Origin of the sequence: Paraburkholderia sp. GAS333 (assembly GCF_050435665.1) — a bacterium.
Classification (GTDB): domain Bacteria; phylum Pseudomonadota; class Gammaproteobacteria; order Burkholderiales; family Burkholderiaceae; genus Paraburkholderia; species Paraburkholderia fungorum_A.
Window position 1 is genome coordinate 489,334 of sequence record NZ_JBNDKS010000005.1, and the last position, 13,501, is coordinate 502,834.

Here is a 13,501-nt window from a genome sequence, read left to right on the forward strand (position 1 = left end):
TTTCGACACTCCAGGAGAACACGATGTTTGCGGAACTGCTCAGATTGCTCAAGCGACTCTGGCCGATCACCGTACTCGCCACCACGATGGGTGCCGCGAGCGGTATTGCCACCGCTGCGCTGCTGGCGGTCACGAATCGCGCCTTGCATGACGGCGCCGCCGCGCTGCCGACCCTGCTCTGGAGCTTCGCCGGACTCTGCGTGCTGGCGCTCGCGGGCGAAGTCATCTCGGACATCGGCAACAACCTCGTTGGCCAGCGCGTGATCGCGATGCTGCGCAAGAGCCTCTGCGAAAAGATCATGACTGCGCCGATCGGTCAGATCGAAGCATTCCGCACGCACAAGCTGATTACCGCGCTGAATCAGGATATCGACACCATCAGCACGTTTTCTTTCATCTTCTCGAGTCTCGCGATTGCGACGGCGACGATCGTCGGCTGTCTCGGTTACCTGTTCTTCCTGTCGCCGCTGATGCTGGTCGCCGCGCTCGTGGCGATCGCGCTTGGTTCCGCGGTGCAAACATTGGCCCGGCGCGTCGGCCTGCGCCGCTTCGGCGCTGCGCGTGAAGCGGAAGATCGCTTGCAGAAGCACTACCGCTCGATTACCGACGGCGCGAAGGAACTGCGCCTGAACGGTCAACGGCGCAACTTCGTCTACGAGCACGAACTGTCGGGCACCATCGAAGCGATTTTCACGCTGCGCGTGCGGGCCGCGAATATTTTCGTCAGCGCGAATGCGTTTGGCTCGCTGCTGTTCTTCGTGCTGGTCGGCTTGATGCTCACGTTCCAGACGTGGTCGCCGGAGACGGACCGGACCGTGATCACCGGCTTCGTGCTGGTGCTGCTGTACATGAAAGGCCCGATCCAGGAGATCGTCGGTTCATTGCCGGCGATTGGCCGCGCTCAGGTCGCGTTTCAACGTATCGCCGAATTGTCCGCGCGGTTTTCGACTCGCGAACCGTCGCTCATCGACACACGCGAACACCGCGCGGCAACGCCCCTCGCCGACGTGTTCGACACGATTGCGCTCGCCGACGCGCACTATCGCTTCGCGAAGCCGCAGGACGAACGCGATACGCCGGTTCAGGGCGCGGGCGGCTTCGAACTCGGTCCGGTAAGCCTAAAAATCGAACGTGGCGAGACGCTGTTTATCGTCGGCGAAAACGGCTGCGGCAAGACCACGCTGATCAAGCTGCTGCTCGGCCTGTATCAGCCGGATGCCGGGCAACTGCTGCTGAACGGCGAACCCGTGCGCGACGAACATCTCGACGATTACCGCCAGTTGTTCTCCGCCGTGTTCTCCGACTACTACCTGTTCGACACGCTGATTCCCGGCGAGGCCGAGCTGACCGCCGAGGCGCAGAAGTACCTCGAACGCCTGGAAATCGCGCACAAGGTGTCGATTCGCGACGGCGCGTTCACGACCACCGATCTGTCCACCGGTCAGCGCAAACGGCTCGCGCTCGTGCATGCGTATCTGGAGCGCCGTCCGGTGATGGTGCTCGACGAATGGGCTGCCGATCAGGACCCGACTTTCCGTCGTATCTTCTATACGGAAATCCTTCCCGACCTGAAACGCCAGGGCAAGACGCTGATCGTGATTTCGCACGACGACCGCTATTTCAGCGCGGCAGACCGCTATATCCGGCTCGAAGAAGGGCTCATCGTCGAAGAAGTCCGGCCGGTGCGCGTGCCGGTTGCCGCACCTGCTTCGCCGCTTGCAGCAAGCGCGTCGTGATGCGCGGCTAACCCCCGTACCAGTCATACACTTGATACCGCCAACCGTCAGTCAGTGAAGAACTTATGCCTTTGAATGTCTCCCTGCGCCGCTGCGGCTCTTTCAAACGTCTTGCGCGCGTGCTCGCCACCGTGCCCGCCGCCCTCGCCTTGCTGAGTTGCGCCGCGACGCCGGGCACCGGCACCGACGCGCTCGCGGGACCGTATCACGTCGATATCCGCCGCACGTCGCTCGGCATTCCGCATGTGAAGGCCGACGACTGGGGCAGCCTCGGTTACGGCTATGGCTACGTGCAGGCGCAGGACAATCTGTGCACGATGGCCGACGGCTTCGTCACCTATCGCGGCGAACGTTCGCGCTATTTCGGCCCGCAGGCGCGACCGACGTCCGAATCGACCTTCGGACAACCCGACAATCTCGACGCCGATTTCTTCTTCCGTTTCGTCGACGACGATGCTGCCGTCGCGCGCTATCGCGCGAGTCAGACCGACGAAATGCGCACGCTGATCGACGGTTTCGTGGCGGGCTACAACCGCTATGTCGGCGATCTCGCGCACGGCGAATTCCCGGCGGCGCACGCGGAATGCCGCGCTGCGCCGTGGGCCGGCAAGATCACCAGCGCCGACGTGTACCGGCGTCTTTACGCGGCCAACCTGGCCGGCGGCGAAGCGCGTTTTGCCGCCGCAATCGCGACGGCGCAGCCGCCGGTTGCCGGGGCTCAAGCGCCTCAGGCACCCCAAGCGCCCCATGCTTCGCGCAACGGTGACACCGGCGCGGCGCAACTCGCGTCGAACGCTCCGCTCGCGCATATTGGCGGCCATTCGGGCATCGGCAGTAACGGACTTGCGTTCGGCGCGGACGCGACCCGCGACGGCAGCACGCTGCTGCTCGGCAATCCGCACTGGTTCTGGAGCGGCCCGGACCGCTTCTATCAGGCGCAACTGACGATTCCCGGCAAGCTCAACGTCAGCGGCGTGTCGTTCCTCGGCGTCCCGCTGATCGTGATGGGCTTCAACGACAACATCGCGTGGACGCACACGGTCTCGACGGCCAAGCGCTTCGGCCTGTTCAAACTCACGCTGACGCCGGGTGCGCCGACCAGCTATCAGGTCGACGGCAAAACCGAAGCGATGACGCCGACCCGGGTCGACGTCGACGTGCGCGCCGCCGACGGTTCGCTGCATACCGTGTCGCGCACGCTGTATCGCTCGCGTTTCGGCCCGCTCGTCAACCTCGGCGCGATGTCGCCCGCGCTCGCGTGGAATGCGCAGCAGGCGTTCGCGCTGCGCGATATCAACGCGGATAACTTCCGCGTGTTCGAGAATTTCCTCGAATGGAACAAGGCGAGTTCGCTGGACGATTTCATCCGCATTCAAAAGAAAAATGCCGCCGTGCCGTGGGTGAATACGCTGGCGATCGGCCGCCACGATCCGCGCGTGTGGTACGCGGATATCGGCGCGGTGCCGGACGTGCCCGACGAACTGGCGCAGCGCTGCACGCCGCCGGTCGGCAAGGCGCTCGCACCGTCGATGCCCGGCGTGCCGGTTCTCGACGGCTCGCGCAGCGACTGCGACTGGCGCGATCAGCCCGGCACGGTGCAGCACCGCGCGTTGCCGGTCGCGCAGATGCCCAGCCTGTTGCGGCACGATTACGTCGGCAATTTCAACGGCAGCTTCTGGCTCGCCAATCCGGCTGCGCCGTTGACCGGCTTCGCGCAGGTGATCGGCGCGACGAACACGCCGCAATCGCTGCGCACGCGTCTCGGCCATAGCATCGCCACGCAATTGCAGAGCGATCCGGCTGGCGTCACTGCCGACTCGCTGGGTCGCGCGACTCTCGACAGCCGGTCGATGTCGGCGCTGCTGTTCAAGCAGCCGGCGCTGGATCGTGTCTGCGGTGTCGGCGATCAAACCGGGGCTAGCGCCGACGAACTGCGTCACGCGTGCACCGTGCTGGCCGCGTGGGACGACACAGCGAACGCCGACGCCGTGGGCGCGACGCTGTGGGACGAATGGTGGCGTCGTCTGCAGACGATTCCGGCAGCGCAGCTTTATGCCGTGCCGTTCGACCCCGCGAAACCGCTGGCGACGCCCGCAGGCATCGCCGCCGATCCCGCGAAGCTCGCCGCGACGTTGCATGATGCGATCGGCGCGTTGCAGAAGGCCGGCATCGCCATCGACGCACCGCGCAGCGCCGCGCTTTACGTGCAGCGCAACGGCGAACGCATTCCGCTGTACGGCGGCTGCGACGCGGGCGGCTACTTCACCGCGGCTTGCGCGGCGCATCCGTTCGACACGCGCGGCTACTCGATGAACGTGAACCCGAGCGGCGACACCTACCTGCAGATCGTGTCGTTCGCGGGCGACGAGGTGATCGCGAAGACCTTGCTCGCGTCGTCCGAATCGGACGACCCCGCATCGCCTCATTACGCCGACGCCACCCGCGAGTTCGCCGTGAAGCGCTGGCTGAAGATTCCGTTTTCCGAAGCGTCGATTGCACGCGACCCCGCGTTGAGCGTGCGCACCTTGAGTTCGTCGGACGCGCAAGCGCGATAACACCAAACTGGCATGGAGGACCTGATCGCATGTCCATTCAACTAGCCCAACAGTTCGATGTTCCGGCGCGCAGCGCCTATTACGACCGGCCGCGCGAAGTCGTGTTCGATCCGTGCGAAATCCGCTTTTCTCCGCACCGGATGACGCGCCAGTACCCGTCGTGGGTCGAGGCGCCGCGCCCCGGCGAGTTGCATTTGTGGCGCTTTCGAAGCGGCTGGCTGCCGGTGTCGATTCAGGAAGGTGACCTGTGGTTGTCGGAGGCCGAGCGCGAACGTGCGCGGCTGAATCCGAATTCCGCGCTGCGCAAGCGTTTTGTCGGCGGCCGGGTGGTGCTGCGGTGGATCGTCGCGAACCTGTTCAATACGACGCCGCACGAGGTGCAATTCATCGATGGCCCCGCCGATGGGACCAGCGTGCAACTCACGGCAGATGGTCATCCGGTGACGATCGACATCGCGTACGGCGGCATCTGGATCGTGATCGCGATTGCGTCGTCGGCGCTCGGTCTCGGCGTGACGATGCCAGCGCCCGGCGGTGAAAACGTGATCCCGGAAGTCCGGCGCACCAGCATCTGGCCGTCGGCCGAACCGGATTGTCACGAGGACCGCTTCCGCTACGCCGAGGAATCGGTGCAGGCCGCGCGCTTCAACAGTCTGTCGAACGCGCTGAAAAGGCCGTCTATCGAGGTCTCGCCTCAAGCGCTACGCGATAACGCGGTGGCGACCTTCGTCGATCTGCCGAGCACGGGACGCTGGCATATCGTCGACGTGCCGATGCCGGGCAAGATTCGCGCAGCCGTTTCGGTCGCGCAGCCGGTCACGCGGATTCAGGCGTTCGGCTGGCCGAAGAATTGAACGCCTGCGCGAAAGCCGTTCGCGTTAAACAACCGGTGTGACGAAAAGCAATCCTGGCGCGAGCCGGATTGCTTTTCTTTTTGGCGCTTCCGGTTTCTACGCGCATTCGTGATGCGGGCATGCCGCTTCACTGCGGAATCGCATGCAGGCACCTCCGCTAGCCAAGATTCCTTAGCGTCAGTCTCGCCTCCAGCCCGCCGCCCACGCGGTTATGCAGCGACAGCGTCGCGTCCATCGCCAGCGCGAGTTGCCGTGCGATGGCGAGGCCGAGGCCGGTGCCGCCCGTATTGCGATTACGCGATCCTTCGAGCCTGAAAAAAGGCTGAAACACCGTTTCCAGCGATTCGTCCGGTATGCCTGGACCGCGATCGAACACCGAGATTGTTGCTTGCCCGTCATGCACGGCCGCGACGTTGATCTCCGCCGCGCCGCTGAATTTCAGCGCGTTATCCACCAGATTGCCGACGATGCGGCGCAACGCCTGCGGACGCGTCATCAGCGGCATACCGAAGCGCCCTTGCAGCGATACGGCCTGATCCGCGTCGACGTAATCGCACACCAGGCTGTCGAACAGCGCGTCGGGATCGATGCGGCGCGGCAACTCCGTCGCGCCGTGCAGCGTGCGCGCGTACGTCACGCCTTCCTTGACCAGTGCTTCCATTTCCTGCAAATCCTGGCGCAGTTTCGCGCCTTCCGATTCGCCGTCCATCACGTCGACGCGCAGGCGCATGCGCGTGATCGGCGTTTGCAGATCGTGCGAAATCGCCGCGAGAATCTGCATGCGCTCGGTCATGTACGTCGCGATGCGGTCTTGCATTGCGTTGAACGCCCTGGCCGCGCGGGCCACTTCCGACGGCCCGTCTTCGGACAGGCGAACCGCTTTCAGATCGGGGCCGAGCGTATCCGCGGCCACCGCCAGGTCGTTCAGCGGACGCGTGGCGACCCGCACCGCCACCCAGCAGCACGCGACCAGCAGCACCAGTTGCAGGAACATCACCAGCAACAGCCAGCGCGACAGCGGCGCGCTCGACATGGGCCGCAGATCGATCGTCAACGGCGTGCCGTCGGACAATTTCAGATGCACCTGGAGCCGTTCGTTGTCCCCCGGCACCGCATTCACGGTCAGCGGATAGTTCGTGCCGATACCCTCGGAGATGGACTGGGCGACCCGCTCGGACAGATGCGCGTCGATCGGACCGCCGGTGATGCCCGGTCCGAGAATGAATTCGTAGCTGCGCCGCGCGAGACGCGGCAACCATTGCGCGCGCTGGTCGGGCGGCAGGTGGTCGAGCAGCGCGACCGAACTGGCCACCTCGCGCTCGATGTAACCCATCATCACATTGGTCATGGTCTGGTCGCGCTCGGTCATCGTGAGCCAGAACGACAGAGCCTGCGCCGACGCAAGACCAATGAACAGAATCACCGTCAACCTGGCGAACAGCGTGCGCGGCCAATGCAACCATGCGCGCAAACTCATTGAGCGTCTCCGATCGCGTTCACGGCGGCGGAAAACACATAGCCTTCGCTGCGCAGCGTCTTGATGTAACGCGGTTCACGCGCGACGTCGCGCAGGCGCTGACGCAGGCGGCTCACCATCAGATCGATCGAACGGTCGAACTGATCGGCCTGACGGCCCTGCGTCAGATTGAGCAACTGGTCGCGCGTCAGCACCCGCTGCGGATGATCGAGAAACACGCGCAGCAGCCGGTATTCGGCGCCGCTCAGCGCGACCATCGTGCCGTCCGAATCGAGCAGATGGCGCGCGGTGGTGTCGAGTTTCCAGTCGCCGAATTCGAGGATCTGCGCCGATTCCTGCACCTGCATGCCGGGCGGCAGCATGCGCGCGCGACGCAGCACCGCACGAATGCGCGCGAGCAGCTCGCGCACCGCGAACGGCTTGGGCAGATAGTCGTCGGCGCCCATTTCCAGACCGAGAATGCGGTCGGCTTCTTCGTTGCGCGCGGTCAGCATCAGCACCGGCACCGTGCGGAACTTGCTCGCCCGCAGTTCGCGGCACAGCACCAGACCGTCCTCACCCGGCATCATCAGATCGAGCACGATCAGGTCGGGCGCGCCGTGCTCCAGCACGGCGTGCATCTGCCGCCCGTTGGCGGCGAGCGACACGCGCATGCCGTTTTTCTCGAGGTAGCCGGCGATCAGCTCGCGAATGCCGCGATCGTCGTCGACGATCAGTACGTGGTCGGTCGTGTCCATCAATGCATCATCTCTTGTGACGTTTCACCTGCACCCGGCTCGCGTTGAGCAGCGAACAATTCACCGGATGCGCCATTTCCGCCGCCACCCCGCCCGCGACGAACGCGATGATTGCCAGTAGCCGCTTCATGCGTCCTCCAGGACGGACAGGCTGGCGCCATCGGCAACGGAAGCATCCAGCGTATACGGATCGATCCCTTCGAGGCAACCGATATTGACGCGCCACTGCAGCGGGTCCTTGCGCGTCTGATGAAACGGGTAAATGCCGCAGTGCCTGCAGAAATAGTGCTTCGCCACGCGCGTGTTGAACTGGTACAGCGTCAGGTCGCCCTCGCCTTGCAGGATCTTCAGCTGATTCGCGGGAAACAGCGGCGTCATCAGCGCGCCCTTGCGGCGGCACAGGCTGCAATTGCAGCGGCCGGCGGGCACCACCGGCGTATCGACTTCGAATCTGACCGCGCCGCAATGGCAGGACCCTTTCAGCAGAGTGGTGTTCATGAGATCTCCAATAACCGCAGCGACGTATGTGATGAATCGATGACTGCTTTATAGCGCGGTATGGCGAGGCGTATGTGTCCCAATGTATCTGCTCTGTCGTGGTACACAAAACATTGCACCGGCACGCCAAAGTTAAAACGGGCCACAGCGATGTTCTCTATCGCTGCAGCCCGTTTTCTATCGACTATCCGCTTGCCGGCAAAACGTTACGGCGCAAACCGCGTGAACACGTAGTCGCGATCTTTCACACGCGCGGCATGGCACGCAAAGCACGTTTGATGCTGCGCGAGGTCCGCAGGCTGCCCATTGACGAAGCGCCCGAAGCCCCACCCTCCCGTCGATGCATAACGGCGCGAGTCTTTCACCATGATCTGCACGGTGGTGGCCTGCCCTGGCACCGTTGCCGTTTCGAATTCCGGCGACTGCTTCCGCTTGTACGCGAGCTTGACCAGAATGGTCCCGTCCGGATACGGCAACGTCGAGTTCTCGATGGCCTTGATCGCGGCGGGGTTTCCTAGCACGACGCGCAACTCGTCGAGCGGCGCAGCTTCTTCGGCCGGGGCGATCATTTGCCACTTCCGGTAGCCGTCGGGAATCGTCACGCCATAGATCGGCGACGGCGGAGATTTCGCGGGTTCCGCCGATACGTGATCCGCCGCCACGCACAGCAACAGCGCAAGCTTCGCCATGTTCAGCACAGCGCGCGCGGTCCGGGTTTTCTGCATCGGCTCGTTCCTCTTTGTGGCTCGATTAACAAGCCGCATTACAGGCGCGCGACATCGATAATCGCGTCGGCAAATGCTTTCGGCGCTTCCTGCGGCAGATTGTGGCCAATCCCGCCGGTCAGATTCCGGTGCGCGTACGGACCGGTGAACTTCTTCGCGTAGGCAGCCGGGTCCGGGTGCGCGGCGCCGTTGGCGTCGCCTTCCATCGTGATGGTCGGCACGGCGATGGTCGGCCCTTTCGCGAGACGCGCTTCCAGTTCGTCGTACTTCGATTCGCCCTGCACCAGCCCCAGGCGCCAGCGGTAGTTGTGAATCACCACCGCCACGTGATCGGGGTTGTTGAACGCGGTGGCCGAACGCTCGTAGGTTGCGTCGTCGAAATTCCATTTCGGCGATGCGGTGTGCCAGATCAGCTTGTTGAAGTCGTGGCGGTTCGCGTCATAACCGGCGTAGCCGCGCTCCGTGGCGAAGTAGAACTGATACCACCAGGTCAGCTCCGCTTTCGGCGGCAACGGCGCCTTATTCGCTTCCTGGCTGCCGATCAGATAACCGCTCACCGACACCATCGCCTTGCAGCGCTCCGGCCACAGCGCGGCGATGATGTTCACCGTGCGCGCGCCCCAGTCGAAGCCGCCGAGCACCGCCTTGTCGATCTTCAGCGCGTCCATCAGCGCGATGATGTCGACCGCGACCACCGCCTGCTGACCGTTACGCGGCGTATCCGCCGACAGGAAACGCGTCGTGCCGTAGCCGCGCAGATACGGCACGATCACGCGATAGCCGGCCGCCACCAGCAGCGGCGCGACTTCCGCAAAGGCGTGGATGTCGTACGGCCAGCCGTGCAGCAGGATCACCACCGGCCCGTTCTGCGGACCCGCTTCCGCGTAGCCCATGCTGAGTGTGCCCGCATTGACCTGCCTCAGATTCGCGAACGATGCGGCAGCCGAACCCGTCGACGCACCGCCCGATTGCGCATGAGCGATTCCGCTCAGGCCGAGGTCCATCAGGCTGAGACTCGCAACCGCAGTGCCCAGCAGACGACGCCGCCGTGTATTGACTTGATCCAGATCCGACATGGCTGATTACCTTTAGGTTCGAAAGCTCTGAGAAGCCGCGTGCACTTGAGATATCGACGCCCGTTCAAGGCGGCGAGACGAGCCAGAGAGCAAATCCGTGCAGGCGGGAAAATAAATTGAAGCTCGCTAAACGGCCTGGAGATATTAGAGTCGCGCGACGTATCTGGCGTATGTCGGCGAAGCAGGCCAGCGCAACGTAATGTAACTACGTACAGTCCAGATACATTGCGATACAAAGCGCGGCGGCGGGCCGGTCTGGCTATCCACCTAACGGTCGCGGCGACCCGGTGGCCAGCCCGTTTTCGGCCCCGCCCTGACGACTCTGACAGGTACGCAAAAAGCCGTCTCGCCCGCAAAATCCGGCTACCCGTTCTGCATCTATTGCGGCTGCCAGGCCAATAAAAAATCCACCGAGGAACTATGGAACCTGTCGATTCGATCCGACCGGCTTCGCGTCATATCAATGTGCTCATCGTTGTCGATACAGATCAGATCATCGATACATACGGGCCGAATTGCGACCCGTGCTCGCCGATTGCATTGCGCTACGACCGTCCGGTCGCGATATGCACGGATGCGCAGAGCAAGGTCTATGGGCAGGGAACCAGCCAGCTCAAATTCCTCGCGCATGTGGGAGATGTGGTTTCGGTTTCGGGCGTATCGAGTTGCGGCAATGCGCACCATGCGGTGCTGCTCTACAGCTTGCTGCCGCCGGTCGACGGTCACGTTTTCGCTCCCGCGCAACCGGTGCTCAATGTCCTGAAGCGCGCGGTCGAACCCGACCCGGACTCGCCTCAATGCCACGGACTGCCGCCGCTCAGAAGACGGGCGAATTTCTCGAGGTTTTCATCGACGGCACAGGAGCGCGGCGTGGAGTCGCTAGCGTTTTCTTTCGCGCTGTACAGGCTCGAAGACGATGGCGGAAAGCAGATGATTTTCGGCTATTACCGGTGTCATTTCGTCGTCACCGTCATCTAGGCGTGCCTGTTTACTCTGCGAGGTGCGCGACGTGATGAATGGGGCGACATTGCCGGTAATTCATGAACCGGCTGTCATGGATCAATCGCACGGCGATCAATAAATGGGAGTTTCAGCATGACCGATAATGTTCTCGGCCCGAGAGTGCATGAGATCAATGTACTTGTCGTGATCGACACCGAGTATCTGAAAAGCACGTATCCCAACCCGAGCAAGGACCACAACAACCCGACCGCAATCGACCACGCGCGTCAATACATGTTGTGCACGGGCTCGCGCGGCATCGTGTCCGGCCAGGGATCAGGAGATCTGGAACTCAAGGCCAACCCCGGCGACAACATCACTTTCACCGGGGTGTCGATCTACAACAATTCCGACGACGCCGTGATCGTGTACGACCTGAAGCACTTTTGCGGCCAGCAGGTATTCACTCCGTTCTACGCCGATATGGTCGTGCGCACCGGCGCGGTTCAACCCAACGCCGATTCGCCCAACAGGAACGGTTTGCCGCCAGTGAAAAAACCGACCAACTTCGCCGTCTTCGATTCGAAAATCCGCACGAACGGCCGCGAGGGACTCGGCCTCGCATTCGGGCTTTACACGCTGGCCGCCAACGGACAGAACCAGGAACTGTACGGCTACTTCTGGTGGGACCCGACCATTACGATCACCGGCTGACGCGGCTGCAATGCTTCGTATCAGTCGCACGCATCGCAACCGGCCTGCCGGGTCCGGCAGGCCATCAACTCAAAGCGTGAGCCATCGGCAAATCGATACCGAGCGCCGACAATGTCTGGCTGTCGATATCGATCCAGCACGCCACGACCATTTTCCCGTCGATAGACTGCGCCGGTCCGGCACGATGCGCGTGTACGCCAATCCGCCGGAACAACCGTTCCATGCTGAGATACGTCACGCCGATCAATTGCCGCGCGCCCAACTGCGCGGCGCATCGGACGACCGAAGCGAGCATGGGCCGGAAGTCCCACGCATTGCCGCTCTCGCCGGAATCTTCTGCCCCGCGTTGACTCACCGCGAATCGTGAAAGCTCCCAGACATCGGGCGATTGCGGAGCCGAAGCACATTCGGCGATCAGAAACGGGAATATGTCCTTGAGCAGATAAGGCAGCGTAGTCGGCAACAGGCGCGCACATCCGCAGATCGAACCGCTCCCGTCGCGCGCCACGACATACACGGTATCGTCACGGTCGTACTGATCCCGCTCGAAACCGTCGTTTGCCAAAGGCAGACTCCAGCCTAACTGCTCGACGAATATCTGATGACGATACTGCGCCAACGCGTTACCCACGCTCTCGGGTAATCGTCCCTCGTCGTGAACGAAAGTCTGCATTCCGCACCCCCGTCAGTTTTTATCGAGCGCATTACAGCGCGGCAATAGCCGCCCGGTAACTGTCAGAGTTGACAGGTTGCCGAATGCCATCCCACTCGTCGGGAGAACCGCTCGGGCTCACCAATTGCGATTGCAAAGCGACGAACATTTGCATATAAATAGAGCAGGCTTTCGGAGTACATTCGCTCGCACTGCGACGGTCAGTGCCGGTGAACGGCAGAGAAGTCGAGCCGCTGATTCCCGCGCTTCAAAGGAACAGTGGCCGCTACGGTGTGCGGCCAGTCAAGTGCAGTCAGTCTGCGTCTGAGCGCCTGCACCGTGCTCACCATTCCAAGATCGGCACCCCGGCAATCCACGGCCATGAGATTGCTTCTTACGTCACCCCAGGCGATCTGGAATGCAAGCGACTTTTCATCGATATACCAGTCCCAGCTCAACGTTATCGTTGGGCCCGGCGTATCGCGTGACATATCGACGACGCCTTGCCATTCCGTATAGCCCGCGCCCAGCGTTTCAATTGCTTCGGCGCGCAGACTGGTGAGTACGGCCTGATCGAGGCCCGATGAGAGATGGGTCAGCGTCAGCCGGGACAGCATGAAGCCGGGAACGCGAACGTAGCCGTCGAACGAATAGAAGTACAACGGCGATATCGAGGTAGGTATCATCACGCGAGTGCCTTTTTTTGAGTATCAATAGTTTGCTTCGCTAAATAATTTCCATAAAAAACGGTGAGTTCGGGGGATGGAATGGAATCACGATTTCAGGATGCTTACCAGACATTTGCCGCTGCCAGCGACGAAAACGATCTTTTCGCGAAGACCGCTTCTTTCGCCAAAGATCTCGGTTTCGAATACTGCTGTTACGGGATTCGGATGCCTTTGCCGGTGTCCAATCCGGTCGTCAGAATCTTCGATACGTATCCGCCGGGCTGGATGGCGCATTACCGCGCAAACGACTTTCTCAACATCGATCCGATCGTACGAGCCGGTGAGCACAGCGCCAATCTGATCATCTGGCCCGGCCCCGCTCACGACGACGCGCCGCGACTCTGGTCCGACGCAAACGATTACGGCATCAAGTTCGGCGTGGCTCATTCGAGCTGGACCGCGCGCGGCGCGTTCGGACTTCTGAGCATGTCGCGTCACGCCGACGCGCTGACGAATACCGAACTTACGCATCTGCAATTTTCGGCCAACTGGCTGTCGCAACTTTGTCATATGCGCATGGGCCAGTTCCTTCAGAACAAACTCGCACCGGAATCGGGCGCCAGACTGACGGCCCGCGAGCGCGAGGTTCTACGCTGGACCGGCGAAGGCAAAACATCGTACGAGGTCGGCAAGATCCTCAACATCTCCGAGCGCACCGTCAATTTTCACGTGAATAACGTATTGGCAAAACTGGCCGCGACCAACAAGGTCCAGGCGGTGGTCAAAGCCATCGCCACTGGCATTATCTGATTGCGTTAAAGCGGCGCAGCGGGGGTATCGTCCTTTCAATCTTCTTCCAGTCGATCG

Annotated in this window: 14 protein-coding genes; 6 read left to right on the forward strand and 8 right to left on the reverse strand. The window is 62.3% G+C overall.

Going from position 1 to position 13,501, the window contains the following annotated elements:
- Nucleotides 1-23 precede the first annotated feature (23 nt).
- The 3 genes from ABH945_RS26970 (at nucleotide 24) to ABH945_RS26980 (ending at nucleotide 5,145) form a co-directional block, all read left to right on the forward strand.
- A complete protein-coding gene (locus ABH945_RS26970; protein WP_429252557.1) occupies nucleotides 24-1,736 on the forward strand; it encodes a cyclic peptide export ABC transporter in 1,713 nt (570 codons plus the stop codon).
- 65 nt (nucleotides 1,737-1,801) lie between these two features.
- The gene (locus tag ABH945_RS26975; protein ID WP_429252558.1) at nucleotides 1,802-4,291 is read left to right on the forward strand and encodes a penicillin acylase family protein; all 2,490 of its coding nucleotides are present in this window, start codon (nucleotides 1,802-1,804) and stop codon (nucleotides 4,289-4,291) included.
- 29 nt (nucleotides 4,292-4,320) lie between these two features.
- Nucleotides 4,321-5,145 carry a hypothetical protein gene (locus ABH945_RS26980; protein WP_429252559.1) on the forward strand — a complete coding sequence of 275 codons (825 nt, stop codon included), beginning with the start codon at nucleotides 4,321-4,323 and terminating at the stop codon, nucleotides 5,143-5,145.
- A 157-nt stretch (nucleotides 5,146-5,302) separates the two neighbouring features.
- On the opposite strand, the gene ABH945_RS26985 is transcribed toward ABH945_RS26980, so the two are convergent.
- The 6 genes from ABH945_RS26985 to ABH945_RS27010 all read right to left on the reverse strand — a co-directional run bounded on the left by ABH945_RS26985 (nucleotide 5,303) and on the right by ABH945_RS27010 (nucleotide 9,658).
- On the reverse strand, nucleotides 5,303-6,622 hold the full coding sequence (locus ABH945_RS26985) for an ATP-binding protein (RefSeq protein WP_074767225.1): 1,320 nt from the start codon (nucleotides 6,620-6,622) through the stop codon (nucleotides 5,303-5,305).
- Nucleotides 6,619-7,359, reverse strand: a complete 741-nt coding sequence (locus ABH945_RS26990; protein WP_074767222.1) for a response regulator — start codon at nucleotides 7,357-7,359, stop codon at nucleotides 6,619-6,621. The genes ABH945_RS26985 and ABH945_RS26990 overlap by 4 nt, the downstream gene beginning before the upstream one ends.
- Nucleotides 7,360-7,366: 7 nt before the next feature.
- Nucleotides 7,367-7,489: a hypothetical protein gene (locus ABH945_RS26995; protein WP_290439524.1), complete on the reverse strand. Its 123-nt coding sequence runs from the start codon at nucleotides 7,487-7,489 to the stop codon at nucleotides 7,367-7,369.
- Complete coding sequence (locus ABH945_RS27000) at nucleotides 7,486-7,857, reverse strand: GFA family protein (RefSeq protein ID WP_429252560.1); 372 nt, start codon at nucleotides 7,855-7,857, stop codon at nucleotides 7,486-7,488. Before ABH945_RS27000 ends, ABH945_RS26995 begins: the two co-directional genes overlap by 4 nt.
- Nucleotides 7,858-8,063: 206 nt before the next feature.
- Nucleotides 8,064-8,546 carry a cytochrome P460 family protein gene (locus ABH945_RS27005; RefSeq protein WP_429252624.1) on the reverse strand — a complete coding sequence of 161 codons (483 nt, stop codon included), beginning with the start codon at nucleotides 8,544-8,546 and terminating at the stop codon, nucleotides 8,064-8,066.
- A gap of 74 nt (nucleotides 8,547-8,620) precedes the next feature.
- On the reverse strand, nucleotides 8,621-9,658 hold the full coding sequence (locus ABH945_RS27010; protein ID WP_429252561.1) for an alpha/beta fold hydrolase: 1,038 nt from the start codon (nucleotides 9,656-9,658) through the stop codon (nucleotides 8,621-8,623).
- A 420-nt stretch (nucleotides 9,659-10,078) separates the two neighbouring features.
- Between ABH945_RS27010 and ABH945_RS27015 the strand changes: the two genes are divergently transcribed.
- Nucleotides 10,079-10,636: an AidA/PixA family protein gene (locus tag ABH945_RS27015; protein WP_429252562.1), complete on the forward strand. Its 558-nt coding sequence runs from the start codon at nucleotides 10,079-10,081 to the stop codon at nucleotides 10,634-10,636.
- 117 nt (nucleotides 10,637-10,753) lie between these two features.
- A complete protein-coding gene (locus ABH945_RS27020) occupies nucleotides 10,754-11,314 on the forward strand; it encodes an inclusion body family protein (RefSeq protein ID WP_429252563.1) in 561 nt (186 codons plus the stop codon).
- Nucleotides 11,315-11,378: 64 nt separating this feature from the next.
- Here the strand turns inward: ABH945_RS27020 and ABH945_RS27025 are convergent, their stop codons facing one another.
- Both ABH945_RS27025 and ABH945_RS27030 read right to left on the reverse strand, forming a co-directional pair.
- Complete coding sequence (locus ABH945_RS27025; protein ID WP_429252564.1) at nucleotides 11,379-11,987, reverse strand: acyl-homoserine-lactone synthase; 609 nt, start codon at nucleotides 11,985-11,987, stop codon at nucleotides 11,379-11,381.
- Between the two features lie 200 nt (nucleotides 11,988-12,187).
- The gene (locus ABH945_RS27030; RefSeq protein ID WP_429252565.1) at nucleotides 12,188-12,628 is read right to left on the reverse strand and encodes a DUF4902 domain-containing protein; all 441 of its coding nucleotides are present in this window, start codon (nucleotides 12,626-12,628) and stop codon (nucleotides 12,188-12,190) included.
- A gap of 105 nt (nucleotides 12,629-12,733) precedes the next feature.
- On the opposite strand from ABH945_RS27030, the gene ABH945_RS27035 reads away from it, so the two are divergent.
- Entirely contained in the window at nucleotides 12,734-13,444 is a 711-nt protein-coding gene (locus tag ABH945_RS27035) for an autoinducer binding domain-containing protein (protein WP_074767201.1), read from the forward strand.
- Nucleotides 13,445-13,501 lie beyond the last annotated feature (57 nt).

What these genes read in the sequence shown, in the direction of transcription:
- ABH945_RS26995 (WP_290439524.1), bottom strand. Translation starts at nt 7,489, where the DNA reads ATGAAGCGGCTACTGGCAATCATCGCGTTCGTCGCGGGCGGGGTGGCG.
- ABH945_RS27020 (WP_429252563.1), top strand. Translation starts at nt 10,754, where the DNA reads ATGACCGATAATGTTCTCGGCCCGAGAGTGCATGAGATCAATGTACTT.
- ABH945_RS26970 (WP_429252557.1), top strand. Translation starts at nt 24, where the DNA reads ATGTTTGCGGAACTGCTCAGATTGCTCAAGCGACTCTGGCCGATCACC.
- ABH945_RS27035 (WP_074767201.1), top strand. Translation starts at nt 12,734, where the DNA reads ATGGAATCACGATTTCAGGATGCTTACCAGACATTTGCCGCTGCCAGC.
- ABH945_RS27015 (WP_429252562.1), top strand. Translation starts at nt 10,079, where the DNA reads ATGGAACCTGTCGATTCGATCCGACCGGCTTCGCGTCATATCAATGTG.
- ABH945_RS26985 (WP_074767225.1), bottom strand. Translation starts at nt 6,622, where the DNA reads ATGAGTTTGCGCGCATGGTTGCATTGGCCGCGCACGCTGTTCGCCAGG.
- ABH945_RS26980 (WP_429252559.1), top strand. Translation starts at nt 4,321, where the DNA reads ATGTCCATTCAACTAGCCCAACAGTTCGATGTTCCGGCGCGCAGCGCC.
- ABH945_RS27010 (WP_429252561.1), bottom strand. Translation starts at nt 9,658, where the DNA reads ATGTCGGATCTGGATCAAGTCAATACACGGCGGCGTCGTCTGCTGGGC.
- ABH945_RS27005 (WP_429252624.1), bottom strand. Translation starts at nt 8,546, where the DNA reads ATGGCGAAGCTTGCGCTGTTGCTGTGCGTGGCGGCGGATCACGTATCG.
- ABH945_RS27000 (WP_429252560.1), bottom strand. Translation starts at nt 7,857, where the DNA reads ATGAACACCACTCTGCTGAAAGGGTCCTGCCATTGCGGCGCGGTCAGA.
- ABH945_RS27025 (WP_429252564.1), bottom strand. Translation starts at nt 11,987, where the DNA reads ATGCAGACTTTCGTTCACGACGAGGGACGATTACCCGAGAGCGTGGGT.
- ABH945_RS26990 (WP_074767222.1), bottom strand. Translation starts at nt 7,359, where the DNA reads ATGGACACGACCGACCACGTACTGATCGTCGACGACGATCGCGGCATT.
- ABH945_RS26975 (WP_429252558.1), top strand. Translation starts at nt 1,802, where the DNA reads ATGCCTTTGAATGTCTCCCTGCGCCGCTGCGGCTCTTTCAAACGTCTT.